Source organism: Saccharibacillus sacchari, assembly GCF_037722395.1.
GTDB classification, from domain to species: Bacteria; Bacillota; Bacilli; order Paenibacillales; family Paenibacillaceae; genus Saccharibacillus; species Saccharibacillus sacchari_A.
Window position 1 is genome coordinate 205,944 of the sequence record NZ_JBBKAR010000026.1, and the last position, 17,439, is coordinate 223,382.

Consider the following 17,439-nt stretch of genomic DNA (forward strand, 5'->3'; position numbering starts at 1 on the left):
CATTCTTGCTTATCGGCAAGAATTTACTTGCCAGTTTACGCGTTTGACCCGCATTCCTGCTAAAAAGCAACAATTCGCCTTTTATACCGCGCGTTCAAGCTTTTATCGCCGAAATTGTTGCTTATACGCAGGAATGAACGTTGAATCGGCTTAGTGGATAAGAAATTATTGCCAATATGCAGCAATGGATGCTGAACGGGCGCATCTGATCAGGAATTGTTTTCGATATGCACGAACGGTTTCTGCCTCATGTCCGAATCAGGCAAATTTGTAATCTCATCTGTAGCCGATAAATGCGAATATCCATTTAATTTTTGCGAATCAGGGAATATTGAACATATAAATGCAGATATCCAGTTAATGCTCGGCTTTTTTGGTTGGCGCGACTTTTTTTGGCTCGATTAACTGGATATACGTATTTATTTTCGGCTCGAACGGAAACGAAAACAAACGAACTGGATATTTGCAGTTATTTTGCGAATAGGGACTTAAGAGTAAGAACGGTCGTCGATATGCCGGACCTTTAGTTTTAATTGTTCTTTTTTATCCGATTGCCGTATGAACGCGAAAAAGGTATACTAACGCCAGACATCAATGAGAACGATTATCAATAAAAGGTGGGCTGGCCGGTGGAGCGTGTGCCTTGTACGTATATATTCACGGAAATTCGATATGAAGAAGTCGGTCCGGACAAACCGCAAGATGCGGTCGTTCCGGCTGCGACGACGGTCGGCGGGATCGAAAAGGATCGCGATCCGCTCCCGGTCCATTCCGAAACGACGGCGGAATCGCATCCGCTGGTTACAGCGGAAGAGCGCGACCCGCTCTCGTTCCGCTTGGAAGAGCCGACGGAATCGCGTCCGATCATCCTGACGGGAGAGCGCGATTCGCGTCCGGTTATGGCGGACGGCGAGTTCGAAACGAGCGACGACAAGATGGAAACGAAGAAAGTCGAAACGACGAAGATCGAATCGACGCAGACCGACGCGATGGAGCTGTGGGTTGTGGTCGGCGGCAGCGGAACGGTCGAAGCGGCCGGGCGCTCGTGGCCGCTCCGGCGCGGCCAATTATTGCTGGGGGCGCTTCGCGGCGCAGCGCCGAAGCCGCTTGCAACGGCGCGCGCGGATAAGCGCGGCGCGGACAGCCGCTTTGCCGATTCGGGAGGGGCGCCGGAAAAGGCGGCGCTGAAGCTGTATCGGCTGGGCTTTCGCGCACTGGACGTTCGCGGCGATGCGCTGCCGCCGGATCAGGCGCTGCCGTTTGTCGGCGCGGCGGAGATGGCGCCGTTCTCGTTTTGCGCGGAGCGGGCGCAGCGCCTGCACGAACAGCGCGATCTTTCGGGCGCGGCGGCCGCTTTGGAACGGCAGATCGCGTTCCAGGAGCTGCTGCTTGCCGCTGTTCGTCGGCACGACGAACGCCCCTCGTCCGGGGGCGAAGGCAGAAGCGGGACAAGCGGCGTTCCGCCGACGCCGGATAGCCGCGAAGCGGTCAAGCGCTCCGTGGCGCGCATGGAAAACGAATACCGCGAGCCGCTGACGGTCGAAGCGTTGGCGGCTTCGGCGGGCATCGGGCGCTGGGCGTATACCCAGCTTTTCAAACAGATCACGGGCAAATTGCCGCTCGATTACCTCAACGAAGTCCGCATCAAGCAGGCCAAACGGCTGCTGCTCGCGACGGAAGACCGGCTGGGCGAGATCGCCCAGCGCGTCGGCTTCAGCAGCGAATATTACTTCAGCCGCCGCTTCAAGCAAGCGGCCGGCTTGTCGCCCGGCCGCTACCGGCGCTTGCAGCGCCGGGAAGTGCGCGTCTTCGCGCCGTACCTCGAAGACGCCCTTCTCGCGATCGGCATCGTGCCGATCGCGCAGTACAGCCACCGCGCCTGGGGCGTGCAGGAGTACCTGCCGCTCGGCGGGGTGCCCGCGTTCGACGTCGCGGACGGCACGCGCGAAGACCTCTCGCGCCTCAACCCCGAACTGCTGCTGTTCGACGACGGCTTCGAACGCTGGAGCCTCGACCGCCTGTCCGGCGTCGCGCCCCGCCTGATGCTGGAGCAGCCGGGCGAAGCCTGGGCGGACAAGCTGCGCGGCACGGCCGCGCTGTTCGGCCGCGAAGCCGCGGCCGAAGAAGCGCTGCGCCGCTACAGCGAGACGACGCGCGAGTCCCGCGCGTCGTTGGCCGCCGTTCCCGGCGGCTCCGCTTCGCGCGGCACCGTGATCTGCCTGCGCGTGACCGCGCGGCATATCATGGCTTACGCGGAGCGGGCCGGCTATACCGGGCCGGTGCTGTACGGCGCGCTCGGCTTGCGGCCGCCGGAAGCGCTGCGGCGGCTGCCGGACGACCAGCGTTTCCTGTCGCTGCGGCCGGAAGAGTTGGCGGCGCTGAACGCCGACCATCTGTTTGTCGTGTTCGACAAATCGGAGAACGCGTTCCCCGGCGAAGAGCGAACGCTGCTCCGGCATCCGTGCTGGCGGAATCTGCCTGCGGTGCAAGCGGGCAGAGTGTACGAGACGGACTTTTTCGCCTGGATGAATTACGGCGTGCTGGCGAACGACCGCAAAATTCGGGACGTCATGCGCGTGTTGCGCTGACCTCCTTTTTCCCCCGCCGCAAAGCCCGTTTTCCTTGTCTTTACGGCGTTCGGCCGCCTCCGCAAAAAAAGTCAATGCCCGGAAATTCGCGCTTTCGGCGGCGGATTTCCGGGCTTTTTCCTTATCCGATCCTGCTTGAATCCGTACTCCTTCAGCCATCCGCCGCCTGAGCTTTTCCCCGCGCAAAAAGCGTCGATTGCCGGAAATCCGCCGCTTCCGTATGCTGTCGGTAACCGCTCCCCAAGCAGCGAAGCGTTAACGCTCAAAGCGGAAAACCAGAAAACGGAGGTGGAAAAGACATGGCATCCCGAACCCAGGCAGCCGGCGAAAGAAATATTGAAACCGCATACAAAGAAAGCCCGGCCGCGAAGCGCGGGCGCAGCGTATGGAACGGCATCAAGCGCGACCGCTACCTGTACCTGCTGGCGCTGCCGGGCATGGTCTTTTTCCTGTTGTTCAAGTACGTGCCGATGTGGGGAATCCTGATCTCGTTCCAAAATTATTCGCCGTATCAAGGCATGTGGGCCAGTCAGTGGGTAGGTTTCGAGCATTACATACGCTTCTTTTCGAATCCCGATTTCCTGATTCTGTTCCGCAATACGATGGCGATCAACCTGCTGTCGCTGATTTTCTTTTTCCCGCTGCCGATCCTGCTCTCGGTCATGATGAACGAGCTGCGCGGCGCCAAATTCCGCAAAACGATCCAGTCGATCGTCTACCTGCCGCATTTTCTGTCGTGGGTCATCATCGTCGGCATCACGTTCCTGCTGCTGTCGACGGGCGAAGGCATCATCAACCAACTGCTGGCCGCCGCCGGATTGGGCAAGATCGACTTTTTGACCAATCCGAATTATTTCTGGGGGCTGCTGACGGTACAGTCGATCTGGAAAGACGCCGGGTGGGGCACCGTGCTGTTCCTGGCCGCGATGGCGAGCATCGATCCTCAACTCAACGAAGCCGCCAAGATCGACGGAGCGGGCCGGTTTCGCCAGATCTGGCATATCACGCTGCCCGGCATCCGTTCGGTCGTGATCATTTTGCTGATCCTGCGGATCGGGCATATCATGGACGTCGGCTTCGAGCAGGTGTTCCTGATGATGAACGGCGCGGTATCCGACGTCGCCGACGTGTTCGACACGTACGTGTACCGGCTCGGCATCAAGCAGGGCCAGCTCAGCTTCAGCACGGCGGTCGGCGTGTTCAAGTCGATCGTGGGCCTGATTCTCGTGATCGGAGCCAACAAACTCGCGAAAAAGTTCGGCGAAGACGGCGTTTATTGACGGCGCGCCGGACTTGAAGCGAAAGGAGGAAACCGAAAATGGTCGAACATAAAGGAGACCGAACGTTTAACGTCGTCAATATGCTGCTGCTGACGGTGATCGGCTTGGTCACGCTGTTCCCGATGTATTACGTGCTGGTCGTCTCGTTTACCGATCCGTCGGAGTTTATCCGCAACAAAGCCACGCTTTTTCCGCAAAAATGGAGTCTCGATTCCTATCGATATCTGCTGTCGACCGACGCGTTTATCCGGGCGATCGGCAACAGCGCGTTTTTGGCTACGGTCGGCACCGCGCTAAGTCTGCTGGTCACGTCGTGCCTGTCCTACGCGCTGTCGCGCAGGCGGCTGCAAGGACGGCGGTTTATCCTGCTGCTGATCTTGCTGACGACACTGTTCAATCCGGGCATTATCCCGCCGTACCTGCTGATTCGCGACTTGCATCTGATCAACAGCATCTGGTCGCTGATTTTGCCGGTGCTGACGAGCGGGTGGTACGTGCTGCTGATGAAAGGCTTTTTCGACAGCATCCCGCCGAGTCTCGAAGAAGCCGCGCGGATCGACGGCTGCAACGATATCGGCGTGTGGTGGCGCATCATCCTGCCGCTGTCGCTGCCGTCGCTAGCCGCGTTCGGTTTGTTTTACGCGGTCGCGTATTGGAATACCTTTTTCACGGCGCTGCTGTATATCAACGATTTCAACAAACAACCGCTTCAGGTGCTGCTGCAAAACATGCTGATCGACTCGTCGACCGCATCGGGAGGAACCGCCGCCGCCGAGATGACCGCCGAGCAGCAGATTCCCGCGGAAACGCTCAAAATGGCGGCGGTCGTTATCGCGACGGTGCCGATTCTGATGGTGTATCCGTTTTTGCAAAAACATTTCGCCAAAGGCGCCATGGTCGGTTCCGTCAAAGAATAAAAAGAACCGCAAGCGCAGTCGGCGACTATTCCACACTCAAAGGGGAGATCTGAGCATGAGCAAAAAAAGAACAGGCATCCGAGCGCTCTTGGCGGCCGTTGCAACGCTGTCGCTGCTGACCGCGGCTTGCGGCAGCGGCAACTCCGCGTCGGGCGTGCCGGAAGACGGAAGTCCGCTGCCGGTCAGCATCATGTCGATGTATTTTACGCCCGAACCGCCCGGACCGGACAACGTCGTGGTGCAAGAGTTCGAAAAGCGCACCAACACCGATCTGAATATCACGTGGGTATCGCCCAACAGTTACGGAGACAAAGTCAACGTGACGCTCGCTTCGGGCGATATGCCGGATCTGATGCTGGTCGACGACGCGTTCTCGGCGCAGCTTCGCACGATGGTGCAGCAAGGCGCGTTCTGGGATCTGACCTCGTATATCGACGATTACCCGAATTTGAAAAAGTTCCCGGAAGCCTCGTGGATCAACACGAAGCAGGCGGACGGGCAAAACTATGGCATCCCGCGCGTGCGTCCGGTGGACGGCGGATCGTTTCTTTTTTTGCGCAAAGACTGGCTGGATAACCTGAACATGGACGTGCCGCAAAGTACCGACGAGCTGTACGAGACGCTGCGCGCGTTTACCGAAGACGATCCGGACGGCAACGGGCAGAATGATACGATCGGCTTCACCGGTCTGGTCACGCAAAGCAATATGGGCAGCTACTCGGGCATCGTGAGCGCTTTTACGCAAAGCAACGGGGATTGGAAAGACGTGGACGGCAAGCTGGTCAACGTCAATCTGCTCCCGGAAATGCGCGACGCGCTGGAGTGGCTCAGCAACGCGTACGCGGACGGCCTGATCTCGGAAGACCTGGCCGTGCTCAAAGAAAGCCAGACCAAAGACCAACTGAACGCGGGCCGCGCGGGCGCTTCGCAAAACACCGTCGAAGCTTCGTGGGAACCGACGGAAGCCCAGCGCAAAAGCAACCCGGACGCGGATTTCTTGCCTCTGGTGTCGCTGAACGGCTACGTGAACAAAGACGGCGGATTTTTCGGCATGTTCCTGATTCCCAAAAGCGTGCCGGAAAACAAAATGAAAAAGCTGCTCGAACTGATGGATTACGGCGCGTCGGAAGAAGGCGGAACGCTGGCGAGCTACGGGCTGGAAGGCGTGCATTACACCGAAGAGAACGGCATCAAAACGGTGACCGAACAAGCCAAAACCGACATCGTCGCTTCGCAGGCGCTCGGCCAGATTTTTATCCAGTACGACAAATATCTTCGGGCTTACCGCAGCGGCATGCCGCAAGACGTGTTCGAACGCAACAAAAAGATCGTCGACGAACGGGAAAAAATCAGTCTGCCGGACAAAGCGATCGGTCTGTACTCGGAAACGAACGTATCGGCCGGACCGGAGCTGGCAAAAGACATTCAGGACATCAAAACCAAGATCGTGCTCGGCAAACTGCCGTTGTCGGCGTGGGACGAGTTCGTCGAGAAGCTGAAGACCCATACGGATCTGCAAAAAATCACGGAAGAGTTAAACGAAGCTTACGCCAAACGCCAATCGGCTTCGTAAACGGTTGCGGTTGGGAGACGACTTCCCTTAAAATGGGAGGCGATGATAGACAGGCAAACCGGAAAAGGGGCGAACGCGATGGCAAGCATCCGGGAATGGGCAAAAAAGCTGCCGGGCAGACGAAGCCGGGAAGGGCGAGGGCGCTTTTATCGCTACAGCCTGATTTTGGCGTTGTGCATGGCGAGCATTCCGACGGCGGTGATTGCTCTTTCCTCCTACGCGCTCGGGACGGCACATGTCGAGCGACAGGTGATGAACAGCCACCGGACGCTTGTGGAACGTTCCTCGGCCCGACTGGATGATTTGTTTACGCAGCTTGAGTTGTCGGCCAGCCAGTGGTCGCTCGATCCGAGATTGGGCGCCGATTTGAAACGGGCGAATCTGACGTTGGAATATGACCGTACGAACGAGCTATACAGCTTTCTTGGTCTGATGAAAGCCACGTATCCGCGTTTGGAAGAAGCACGTTTGTTACTGAACCGCAGCGAGCCCTTGTTGTTATCGGAATGGGGCGGTGTGCAGAGAATTCCTTTCGGCGAGGAAAGTAAACGGTTTCAAAACTTGGTGGAAGATAAAAGGGATATGTATTGGACGGAAGATTTCCATTGGACCGCATCCGATGCAGGTTCGGTCGTGCTGGTGCGCAAGCTGCCGGGCTACGGTCCCTCTTACGGTGCATTGTTGCTCAGTTTGAACCGCATGAAGCTGGAAACGTTTGTGCGCGAAGCCGCGTTTGACGAAAAAGGTTCTTCCTATCTGTACGCCGAAAACGGCCAGCCGATCATCCGCGTATCGGAAGGGATGCCGGAAGATCAAAGATTCGAGCAGACGCTTCGGCAACAGTTGGATGATCGGATCGACGCCGGGGCAAGCGGAAGCGACTCGTATCTGTTCAAATGGCAAGGCCAGACCTATTCGGCTTCGTACAGCACGTTGGAACGATCCGGAACGGTGTGGACGTATGCGACCGTCTCGCCGCTCGAAGCGTTGACCCGTCCGGTCGTGCTGCTGTCGCGTTCGCTGCTCAGCGTCAGTCTGGCCGGCATGGGGCTTGCGCTGGTGCTGGCCTGGTTTGCTTCGCGCCGCTTGCACCGCCCGATCCGGCAGTTGGCGGAAGCGTTAGGCGAAGCGGACGGTTTCGCTGGGCATGTCAGCCCCGAAACCGCAAGTAGCGGAAAAAGAAGATCGGCTATGGCTGACGCGGACGGCTTGTTTTCGAACCGTGTATCGTCTGACGTCCTTCCTTATGACGAGCTGCGCTCGATCGAAAACAGTTGGAAAGGGCTGGCCGATGCCAAACGAGAAGCCGAGCGGCGATTGGAGCAGACGTATCCCGAACTACGGGCCGGCTTTTTGCTGCAATGGATGCAAGGCCATTATCGCTCGCTTCGCGAAGGCGGGTTGCTATCCAGATTGGAGCGTTTCGGTTGGCGGCTCGAACAAGGCGAACGGTTGGCTGTATTTTTGCTGCGGGTGGGCGTCTTATCCCCGCCGGAATCGCAGTTCCGCGAAGAAGACGAGTTGCTGATGACGTTCGCCGCGGCGAACGTGGCGCGCGAGTTTATCGACGGGTGCTGCGAGCGGGCGGAGATTGTGAATTTTCATGACGGGAGCGTAGCGGTGTTGGTTCCGATCGCGGAGACGGATATCGGAGAAAAAGCGGCTATGAAAAAAACTTCGCACGATATGGCCGACACATTGCGCGCTGTGCTGCGGCTTCGAACGGTTTTGTGTACCGGCGAAGCGGCTGGGATCATGGATGTGCCGGAATTGCTGCAAGCGCTGCGAAGCGCGCTGCGCGGCATCCCGGCTACCGAATCGTGCCGCGTGCTGCATCTGGACGAGTTGCTGCCTGGTACGGTCGGCGGGACCGCTTATCCGTTCGCTTTGGAAAAAGAGCTTCTGCAAGAAATTCGGCTGGGCCGAACCGACGAAGCGGCACGATTGGTCCGCGAGTTCGTCGTGAGATTATCGGAACGTACGTCTTCCGAGTCCGAGCTGCACGAAGGCACGCTTCAATTGCTTGGCAGTCTACTGCACGTGGCGCTCGAAAACGGCGTTCGTCTGGAAGCGGCCGGTCTTTATGAACGATTGCTTGAACTGCGTAGGCCGGAAGCCGTCGTGGATTTCCTGCGTTCGCGAGTGCTGGAGCCTTACGGACAGGAGCTTGAAAAGCGGCAGGGCATCGAAGCCGACCGTTTGGCGGAAAAGGTGCGGGACGAGCTGGAGCATGACTATACAGCGGATTTTTCGCTTGAACGCTGCGCCGAACGCTTCGGCGTCAGCCCGTATACACTCAGTCGTTCGTTCAAGCAGACATACAATCAGACCTTCGTCGATTACGTCATGAATCTGCGTCTGGAACGCGCTCGCGAGCTACTGCGCACGACCGATCTCAAAGTCAACGAGATCGCCGAAGCGGTTGGTTACCGGCCGTCGTATTTTATCCGCTTGTTCCGCAAGCAGGAAGGCATGACGCCGGGACAGTATCGGACGGAGAAAAGCGGATAGCCGGCTTGAACGCGAGGCAGCGGCGGGCATTCGATTTTCGGGGCTTGCCTACTCTCGCGTGAGGCCGCTTCGCGATCACACAGCAATTTGAACGATCGGAGGATCGTATGCAGCTCAAAAAATATCCGTTTCCGCGAAGGACGCTTAGAGCGAGCCTTTTAGGAAACGGATATTTTTTATGAATTCAGCTCGTGATTCATAGCTTAATCCCAAAGTTACCGAAGTTTTTTGCTAAGACCGAATTTCCCGGCTGCTATCCGAAAATTTCACCGAAACTTCGATATCCCGATCGTAGTTGCCGAAGCCGCGGCCGAACAGGCTGACGCCGCCGGGATTGGCGGCATCGGATCGGCTTTCGATACGCAGCGAAATATCGCGGCCCTTTGAGGCAGAGGCGTTCCCGGTGTCATTCGTCTTATTCTTCCCCGTACTGCCCGGTGCCGAAATGCCAAGATCAGCCGCCGTGACGTCCGACAGCTTCAGCCCGTCCATGAACGTGCCGTCTTCGCGAACGGACAGCGTCTTCAGCAGACCGTATTGGCTGCTTTGCTCGTCCCACCATTCCGGCGTATATAATCCTCGCGTACCGCCGAAGTTACCCGGGCATACCCACGTTCCGACATGTACCCCGCCGAGATGGAAAGAGATATCCGACGGCCAATTCGCGTTGTAGCCAGGGGCTTCCGAGCCAAGTTCCAACGTGACCGAGATTTCGCGTACGCTTTGCGTACCCACGAGATAATTGGGAATCCGATATTCCACATAGCCAGCCCCGTACCAGAGATGCCGGGCTCCGACATGCTGCGGATCGGCGAAGTAGCGGGGATCGTCCATCATCCCGATCAGCCGCTTGTCCGAAGCTAGGCCGCAGGTTGGCTGTACTTCGTGATCCACGTATTGGCCGACCGGAATGGAGACAGCGTAGGCGCTTCGCTGCTCTTCCGAAGGACGCGAACGAAAATTCAAGATGAGACTGTCTACCGCCAAACTACACAGCTTGCGGCGTCCACGCGTTCCGGTGACGCTTTCCGACGTAAGCAATCCTGCGCTTTCCATTTTCTGAACGTGCTTGGTGACGATTGCGGACGACAGCTCCAGCATTTCGGCCAACTCGCCGACGCTCATCGGACGCTCACCGAGCAGCTCGATCATACGCACGCGGGTTTCGGAGGCGAAACATTCGAGGAGAGGCATGTTGTTGAGGGTGACGGGAATATTCATCGTTTTCTCCTTTTCATATGGAAGATCCTGTTGGCATAAGCGTGGGCGGCTGCGGGGAGTTCTTGTTTCGGTCGCGTGTTGAAAACGGAAAATTTCGATTGAATACTTGTAAGGTTATTTTCCGTTTTCAAAGGCGAACATTCCATTCCTACACAAGAACTCCCTACGCCTTGGGCTTGCGCGAACAATCGTCTCTTTCAAAATCGAAAAGCTCGATTGGGCAAAGGGAAAGGCAAAAGGACCACAACCTAAAATCTAAAATCATAACAAGATACGAAAAGATTATATAACTTTAAAGTTAACTTATCAACTTATAGTTGACTAGAATAAGTGTATCAGGCATACTATTTTCGAAAGATGTAAGCGTTATTTTTATAACTCAAAAGTTAATAAAAAGGGAGCGATAAAAATGAGCACGACGCAGGGGACGGATAGCAGGGGACAGAGCGAGCAAGTGAACAAGGAACAAGGAATGTACAGAGCGGAGTACCCGAGGCCGCAGTTCGTACGGGAATCGTGGGTGAATTTGAATGGGGAATGGGAGTTTGCGTTCGACGATGATCATGTTGGGGCGAAGCAGGAATGGTCGCAGGGAGACAAAGCTTTTGAGCAAAAGATTCAGGTTCCGTTTGCTTTTCAAAGTCAATTAAGCGGGATCGCAGATCCTGATTTTCATGACAATGTCTGGTATCGGCGGGAGTTTGAGGTGCCGGAGAGCTTTGCGGGGAAAAAGGTGCTGCTGCACTTCGGGGCGGTCGATTACGAAGCGAAGGTCTGGGTGAACGGGGTTTTCGTGGTGCGGCACGAAGGTGGGCATACGCCGTTTAAAGCGGACATTACGCACGCGCTGCGCACAGACGGAACGCCGAATACGCTGGTCGTGCAAGCGCTGGACGAAAGCCGCAATCTGGAACTTCCGCGCGGCAAGCAATTCTGGAAAAAGGACTCGGCGAGCATTTTCTACACGCGCACCACGGGCATTTGGCAGACGGTATGGATGGAGGCGGTAGCACCAGTTTATCTGGAAAAGGTCAAAATCACGCCGGATATGGACAAGCGCTGCGTGGAGATCGTGCCTTATATCGCGAATTTTGCACCAGGTTCAGACCTGCGCCTGCGCGTTTCGATTTCTTTTAAAGGACAGCCGGTAACGGAGCAGACGTATTCGATATCCAGCCGTACCGTGCGCCACACGATCGGATTGCCTAACTTCAACTTCCACGAACGCGAGACCTGGTGGTCGCCGGAGAATCCGAGCTTGTACGATATTTCGTTTACCCTGATCGAAAACGAGGCAGAGACGGACCATGTCAACAGCTATTTCGGGATGCGTAAAATCTCGATCGACGGCGGCAAGCTTTGTTTGAACAACGGTCCGTATAAAATGAAGCTGGTGCTCGATCAAGGTTACTTCCCGGATGGCAACCTGACGCCTCCAAGCGATAAAGACATCCGGCGCGACGTGGAGTTGACGAAGGAAATGGGCTTCAACGGCGCGCGCAAGCACCAGAAGCTCGAAGATCCGCGCTATCTGTATTGGTGCGATGTGCTTGGACTGCTGGTGTGGAGCGAAGCGGCCAATGCGTATACCTATTCGGACGAATACGTGGAGCGTTTCAATCGGGAGTGGATTGAGTCGATCGACCGCGATTACAACCATCCGTCGATCGTCGTCTGGGTGCCGCTCAACGAAAGCTGGGGCGTGCCGGATCTGGCGCGGGACAAGGTTCAGCAGCATCATTCCGAAGCCCTCGTTTACCTGACGAAGTCGCTTGATCCGACGCGTCCCGTAATCTCGAACGACGGCTGGGAGCACACGACGAGCGATCTGATCACCATTCACGACTATGAGTGGCAGCGAGAAGTGCTCGAAGAACGTTACGACGACGCGCAAAAAGCACTCAGTCTGATCCCTGGCGGCCATCCGATCATCGCTTACGGCTATTCGTACCGTGGCGAGCCGATCCTCGTTACGGAATTCGGCGGCATCGCGTACAAAAAAAGCGACTGGGAAGGCTGGGGTTACTCCGGCGCGTCCAGCGACGAGGATTTCGAGCAGCGTTTGCTTAACGTGATCGACCCGCTACTCAAGTCGGAGTTGGTGCAAGGGTACTGCTATACGCAGTTGACCGATGTCGAACAAGAGATCAACGGGCTGTTAACCTATGATCGGGTGCCGAAGATTCCGCTGGAAACCATTCGCAAGATCAATGAAGGACGCGCATAGATCGAAATTCAAAAAAAGCTCTGTTCGTAAACAACCTACGGGATTCGTCTCAGTAGGTTTCCTTAACGAACGGAGCTTTTTCTATGGATTTCAAACTATTCGGGTGTCTGCCGTGTTAACCTTTAATAAGAGATAAAGGATTAGAGAAGCCGTGAATGACAAAAATACAAAACGGAGGAGTTGCAGGTGTCGGAATCCGAAACGAAACGATCCGCTGTGTCGAAACGTTTTTTGAATACGGAAGATCCATTGCTGAACGAGCAAGAAACCGAACAGTTGCAAGCCGCTGTGCAGCTCCGCCGCGAAGGCCAAGGCGAAGAAGCGCGGCTGCGGATGCTGGAGCTGCTGGAAGAGTTCGGCGAATCGGCCAAGCTGTTATATGAACTGGCTTCCACGCACGACAATCTGGGGCTGGAGCGGCAAGCCGTTCCGTATTACGTCCGCAGCCTAGAAATGGGGCTTGGCGAGCCGGATCGCGCGGAAGCGCTGCTGGGACTGGGAAGCACGTATCGTACGCTGGGCAAGTATGAACAAGCGGAACAGGTGCTGCGCGCGGCGGTCGTCGAATACCCTCAGCATCGGGAGCTGCATGTGTTTCTGGCGATGGCGCTGCACAACCTGGGCAAGCATGCCGAAGCGATGGCGTTATTATTGAAAGAAATTGCCGATCATTCGAGCCATATAGGGGTACAGAGTTATCAGAGGGCGATTGCTTTTTACGCGGATCGTCTGGATGAGGTCTGGGATTGAAAAAAGAGTGCAAAGGAGGTCGCTGATCCATGCAGGAAAAATCGAAACCGTCCTATTCCGGCGAAGCCGGAGCTGCCGAAGGCCACAAGCGTCCCGATCCCCGCGGCATCCCGGTTGAAAATGAAGTGGTGAAACCGCAAATCGACATCGCGAATCCTAAAGGACAGGATTTAGCCTCTATTTTGGAAGCGGCTTCCGGTTGGAAAAGTTCCAAAGAACCGCTGCCGCAGCGTCAATTAAAGCCTTTGGAACTCAAGCTGCGGATGAAAAAAGGCGAGAACGAAGACGTGCCTACCGCCTCGGAAAACGCCAACCGTAACGCGCTCAGCCATAATGCGGCGCACGACCGGGAAGAAATCACGGATGAAGACTTGCTGGAGCTGACGATCGAGCAATTCAAAGAAAAATTGCAAAGCGGTCGCTGGACCTGCGTGCAATTGACCGAAGCCTATATGGAGCGGATCCAAAAGCTGGACGGAAAGCTGAATGCGGTGCTGGAGATCAACCCGGATGCCGTAGCGCTTGCGAAGCAGCTGGACGATAACTTCGACGAACTGGGCTCTTTGCCGCTGTACGGCGTGCCGATTCTGCTCAAAGACAATATCGATACCGCGGACCGCATGGCGACGGCAGCCGGTTCGTTGGCTCTTCAAGGCCGCCGCGCCAAGCAGGATGCTTTTGCGGTAGCCAAGCTGAGAGACGCGGGCGCGATCTTGCTGGGCAAAGTCAATATGACGGAATGGGCCAACTATATGTCGCGGGACATGCCGTCCGGGTACAGCTCGCGAGGCGGGCAAACGCATAATCCGTACGGTGATTATCCGGTCGGCGGATCAAGCAGCGGGAGTGCCGTCGCCGTCTCCGCCAACTTTTGTCTTGGCGCGATCGGTTCGGAAACGTCCGGCTCGATCGTCAACCCGTCTGCTTATCTATCGGTTGTGGGGATCAAGCCGACGGTGGGCCTGATCAGTCGCAGCGGGGTGGTTCCGCTGACACTGACCCAGGACACGTTGGGCCCGATCGCCCGAACGGTGCTCGATGCCGCTCTGATTCTGGAAGCGATGGCTTTTGGCGACGAAGCGGACGCCTGCACGCTGTTGCCTCAGCGTCCGATCTCTTTTTTGCCCGGCCGCGACGTGCTGCCTGCCCGGCTCAAAGTCGGCGTAGCCAAGCCGTTTACGGACGAACTCGACGAAGAAACGGCAGCCGTATTCGAACAGGCATTGATCGGTTTAAAAGCCGCGGGTATCGAAATCGTACGCGATTTGGAGCTGCCGACTTACAACGACGAATGGGACGGAACCGTGATGCGCCGGGAGTTCAAGAGTGCAATAGACGCTTTTCTCGCCGCGCAACCTGAAGGTGCCGTACCTGCGAACCTGGGCGAAGTGATTGCTTTTAACCGGGAACATGGAAGCGAATGCTTGCGTTACGGCCAGCACTTGCTGGAAGAGGCCGAGCAGGACGGCGGCAGCCTGGAGGATGAGGAGTACCTCGCAAGCAAAGAGCGCGGCGTTCGCCGTGCAGGCGAGGAAGGGATCGACTTGGCGCTGAGTCAGTATGAAGTTCATGCGCTGGCCTTTGCCGATTCTTCCGGTGCCGATCTGGCCGCTCGCGCAGGGTATCCGTTGGTATCCGTGCCTGCCGGCTATACGCAATCAGGCCGGCCCGTCGGCCTGATGTTATCCGGAACCGCAATGTCCGATCCTTTGCTGATCGAGATCGCGTATCGCTTCGAACGGGCTACGAAGAAGCGGAAGTCGCCAGAGACTTCTTTGTCGGAAGCAACCTCGTAAGTGAAGCTTTAGAGGAGGGGACAATATGGAGAGAGAGAAAGAAACTGTCGAGCACGAATCGGTACCGGAAGCTTTGCTCTATACGCCTCGTATGCAGATCCGAAGGTTTGTGCAGAGCGAATGGATGCGTCTGTTGGCTTATTTGCAAGATGACGGCATTGCGGACAGCTTCCCGGAAGGCGCTTATACGGAGCAGCGACTGCGCGATATGGCGGCTGATCCGTATTTGTACGCGTTGGTTTCGGAAGACGACGACGAAGTGATGGGGCACGCATTTTGCCGACCCGGCACCCAGCCGCTGACAGGAGAACTGGGTGTAGGCATTCGTTCGGATTACCGTAGACATGGATACGCCAGCGAAGCGTTCCGGGCGCTATTGGGTCATTCGTTCGGCGAACTCGGCTTGCATCGATTGACGGTGACCTGCCCGCCGGAAAATCTGGCTTTGCGTGCGCTGCTGGAGAAGATGGGCATGCGGATGGAAGGTTTTTTCCGTCAAAGTTTACCGACCGTAGACGGAGAATGGAAAGACGAATGCGTGTATGCGCTGCTTCGGGATGAATGGCGGATACAGGAGCGTTTGTTGGAAATGAAAGAAGAAGAGCTGGCGGCAGCGGGTTTCCATCATGAAATGCAGCAGGAGCAACAAGTCGAAGCGGAAACGGTTGCATTGACGAAAAGTGATGAGGTTTCGTTGCCTGTCTATGCCGTGGCTGCGGTTCAAGAGAGTATAGCCGAGGTCGATGAGCCGGAACCTCAGTTCGCGCCGACGGTATTCGAGCCGGATGTTCCTCAGGTGACGTTGGCAGTTGGAGAAGCAGGAGGGCCGGGGCCTTTCGCGCCAATCCTTCCCCCGCCCAGCGAAAGCTTGCAGTCAGCGTTTTCCACAGAAGAGGTGACCGTATCCGGTACAGTGGTGGGTGTGCAGCGTGCTGTAGAGCCAGACCCGCTGGAGGGATTGATCGAGCAGCGCATAGATAGCGTTCCCTTTTTGCTGCGGCGTCCGCATGACTTTAATTGGTTGGCCCCGTTCGGCCTTGTTTTCCGGGTATGGGATCGACAGGATTCCGGCAATATCGCTTTTGGATTGAAGATCGAAGATCAGCAGGTATTTATCAAGTATGCCGGAGCGGCAACTGCTGATTACGAGGGACATCCCGTCGACGCCGTGCGTCGTTTGCAGGAAGCGGCCAATGTGTATGAAATTTTGGAGCATCCGACGCTGGTGCGTCTACTTGATCATTTTGAGACGGAAGACGGCTATGCGATGCTGTTCGAATGGACAGAAGGAGAGCTGCTGCGCCGTGACGATTCTCCTTCTTCCCCCATTTCGAGATTCCGCCGGCTTCCGATCGAAGAGAGGGTCGAAGCGGTAGAGCGTATTCTGGATTTCCATGCTCACGTGGAAGCTTTCGGTTATGTGGCGATCGACTTTTATGATGGCAGCCTGATCTATGATTTCGAACGCAAACAGATCAGAATCTGCGATATCGACTTTTACAGTCCAACACCGTATATGAACGAAATGGGTCGGATGTGGGGATCTTCGCGCTTTATGTCGCCGGAAGAATACGAGCTGGGCGCAACAATCGACTCGCGGACGAACGTCTACGGATTGGGTGCGATGGCATTCTGCCTGCTCGGCAGCGAAACGGATCGTTCCCGCGAGCGGTGGGAAGCCGGGGACGAATTGTTTGAACTCGCAGCGCGTGCCGTTTCGCCGGATCGCTCCGAGCGGTGGGAGACGGTAGCGGAATTGCTGGAGGCGTGGAGAGCGGCGCGATAGCGTTTTTCAAGCAGGAATCGGGAGAATCGAAACCTGTCCGGATCGTTGCGGTTGCGCTCTATCCTAACATGTACAAAAAAAGATCCGGCCCGCCGCATGAAAGCGGGGTCGGATTTTTTTGATAGGAAAAACAAATTTGAAGACAGTCCCGATAACGGGTGTCGCACCTGATGTCGGAAAAAGCAGCCTTACTCTTCCTTGGATACCGCTCCATGCTCGGCGAGGTGGGCAGCCATTTTGTCTGCAAGGTGACCGATCGTCGTCGCCCGCAGGTGATCGTCCATTTTGCGTTCGGACTCGCGCATAACCGCCTCGACCAGACAGCCGGGACCATTGGATTCGCAGCCTTTGAACAGAGGGGTATTCCCTTCAATCGCTTGAATGATATCGAGGAAGGAAATATCGTCTTTGTTGCGGCGCAAGCAATATCCGCCTTGCGCGCCGGAGTAAGAATCGACCAGCCCGGCTTTCGCCAGCTTGGTCAGGATTTTAGAAAGATAGGTCGGAGAGACGTTCTGCCTAGCCGCCAGCTCCTGCACGCCGATCTTGACTCCCGGTTTACGCGCAGCCAGATCCAGCATCGTGTGCAGCGCATAATTTGTGCCTTTGGAATAATTCATCGCTAACCATCCTTATATGAAATGATCGCCCGCCGGACGCTCCGTCCCTGCCGGTTTCTTGATTCCCTCCATTGTCGCAAGCCTTGAGAGCGGCGTCAATGTTAAAGGGGGAGAAAAGGAGAGAAACGCGTTTGTGCGGGGGATTCTTTGTTGTTATGATTGAAGCAGAT

General features: G+C 56.3%; 11 protein-coding genes and 1 pseudogene. 10 read left to right on the forward strand and 2 right to left on the reverse strand.

Annotated features, from left to right (window positions below):
• Positions 1-629: 629 nt before the first annotated feature.
• The 5 genes from WKI47_RS08185 (at position 630) to WKI47_RS08205 (ending at position 8,869) form a co-directional block, all read left to right on the forward strand.
• Entirely contained in the window at positions 630-2,588 is a 1,959-nt protein-coding gene (locus tag WKI47_RS08185) for an AraC family transcriptional regulator (protein ID WP_340226666.1), read from the forward strand.
• Between the two features lie 299 nt (positions 2,589-2,887).
• Positions 2,888-3,868 (forward strand): sugar ABC transporter permease, encoded by a 981-nt coding sequence (locus tag WKI47_RS08190; protein WP_340226667.1) that lies wholly within the window; start codon positions 2,888-2,890, stop codon positions 3,866-3,868.
• 38 nt (positions 3,869-3,906) lie between these two features.
• Positions 3,907-4,785, forward strand: a complete 879-nt coding sequence (locus tag WKI47_RS08195; protein WP_340226668.1) for a carbohydrate ABC transporter permease — start codon at positions 3,907-3,909, stop codon at positions 4,783-4,785.
• 55 nt (positions 4,786-4,840) lie between these two features.
• A complete protein-coding gene (locus WKI47_RS08200) occupies positions 4,841-6,358 on the forward strand; it encodes an extracellular solute-binding protein (RefSeq protein ID WP_340226669.1) in 1,518 nt (505 codons plus the stop codon).
• Between the two features lie 78 nt (positions 6,359-6,436).
• Positions 6,437-8,869, forward strand: coding sequence for an AraC family transcriptional regulator (locus WKI47_RS08205; protein WP_340226670.1), 2,433 nt, complete (start codon positions 6,437-6,439; stop codon positions 8,867-8,869).
• Positions 8,870-9,100: 231 nt separating this feature from the next.
• Here the strand turns inward: WKI47_RS08205 and WKI47_RS08210 are convergent, their stop codons facing one another.
• Positions 9,101-10,090 (reverse strand): ArsR/SmtB family transcription factor, encoded by a 990-nt coding sequence (locus WKI47_RS08210; protein ID WP_340226671.1) that lies wholly within the window; start codon positions 10,088-10,090, stop codon positions 9,101-9,103.
• Between the two features lie 472 nt (positions 10,091-10,562).
• On the opposite strand from WKI47_RS08210, the gene WKI47_RS08215 reads away from it, so the two are divergent.
• From WKI47_RS08215 to WKI47_RS08235, 5 genes and pseudogenes are all read left to right on the forward strand, one after another.
• A complete protein-coding gene (locus WKI47_RS08215; RefSeq protein WP_340226714.1) occupies positions 10,563-12,317 on the forward strand; it encodes a glycoside hydrolase family 2 protein in 1,755 nt (584 codons plus the stop codon).
• 186 nt (positions 12,318-12,503) lie between these two features.
• On the forward strand, positions 12,504-13,067 hold the full coding sequence (locus WKI47_RS08220; protein WP_340226672.1) for a tetratricopeptide repeat protein: 564 nt from the start codon (positions 12,504-12,506) through the stop codon (positions 13,065-13,067).
• A gap of 29 nt (positions 13,068-13,096) precedes the next feature.
• Positions 13,097-14,863, forward strand: coding sequence for an amidase family protein (locus tag WKI47_RS08225; protein WP_340226673.1), 1,767 nt, complete (start codon positions 13,097-13,099; stop codon positions 14,861-14,863).
• 91 nt (positions 14,864-14,954) lie between these two features.
• Positions 14,955-15,329: pseudogene (locus WKI47_RS08230) on the forward strand (GNAT family N-acetyltransferase); the annotation flags it as partial.
• A gap of 495 nt (positions 15,330-15,824) precedes the next feature.
• Positions 15,825-16,649, forward strand: a complete 825-nt coding sequence (locus WKI47_RS08235; RefSeq protein ID WP_340226715.1) for a protein kinase domain-containing protein — start codon at positions 15,825-15,827, stop codon at positions 16,647-16,649.
• A gap of 188 nt (positions 16,650-16,837) precedes the next feature.
• Here WKI47_RS08235 and WKI47_RS08240 read toward each other — a convergent pair whose 3' ends face one another.
• Entirely contained in the window at positions 16,838-17,269 is a 432-nt protein-coding gene (locus WKI47_RS08240; RefSeq protein WP_340226674.1) for an Rrf2 family transcriptional regulator, read from the reverse strand.
• Positions 17,270-17,439 lie beyond the last annotated feature (170 nt).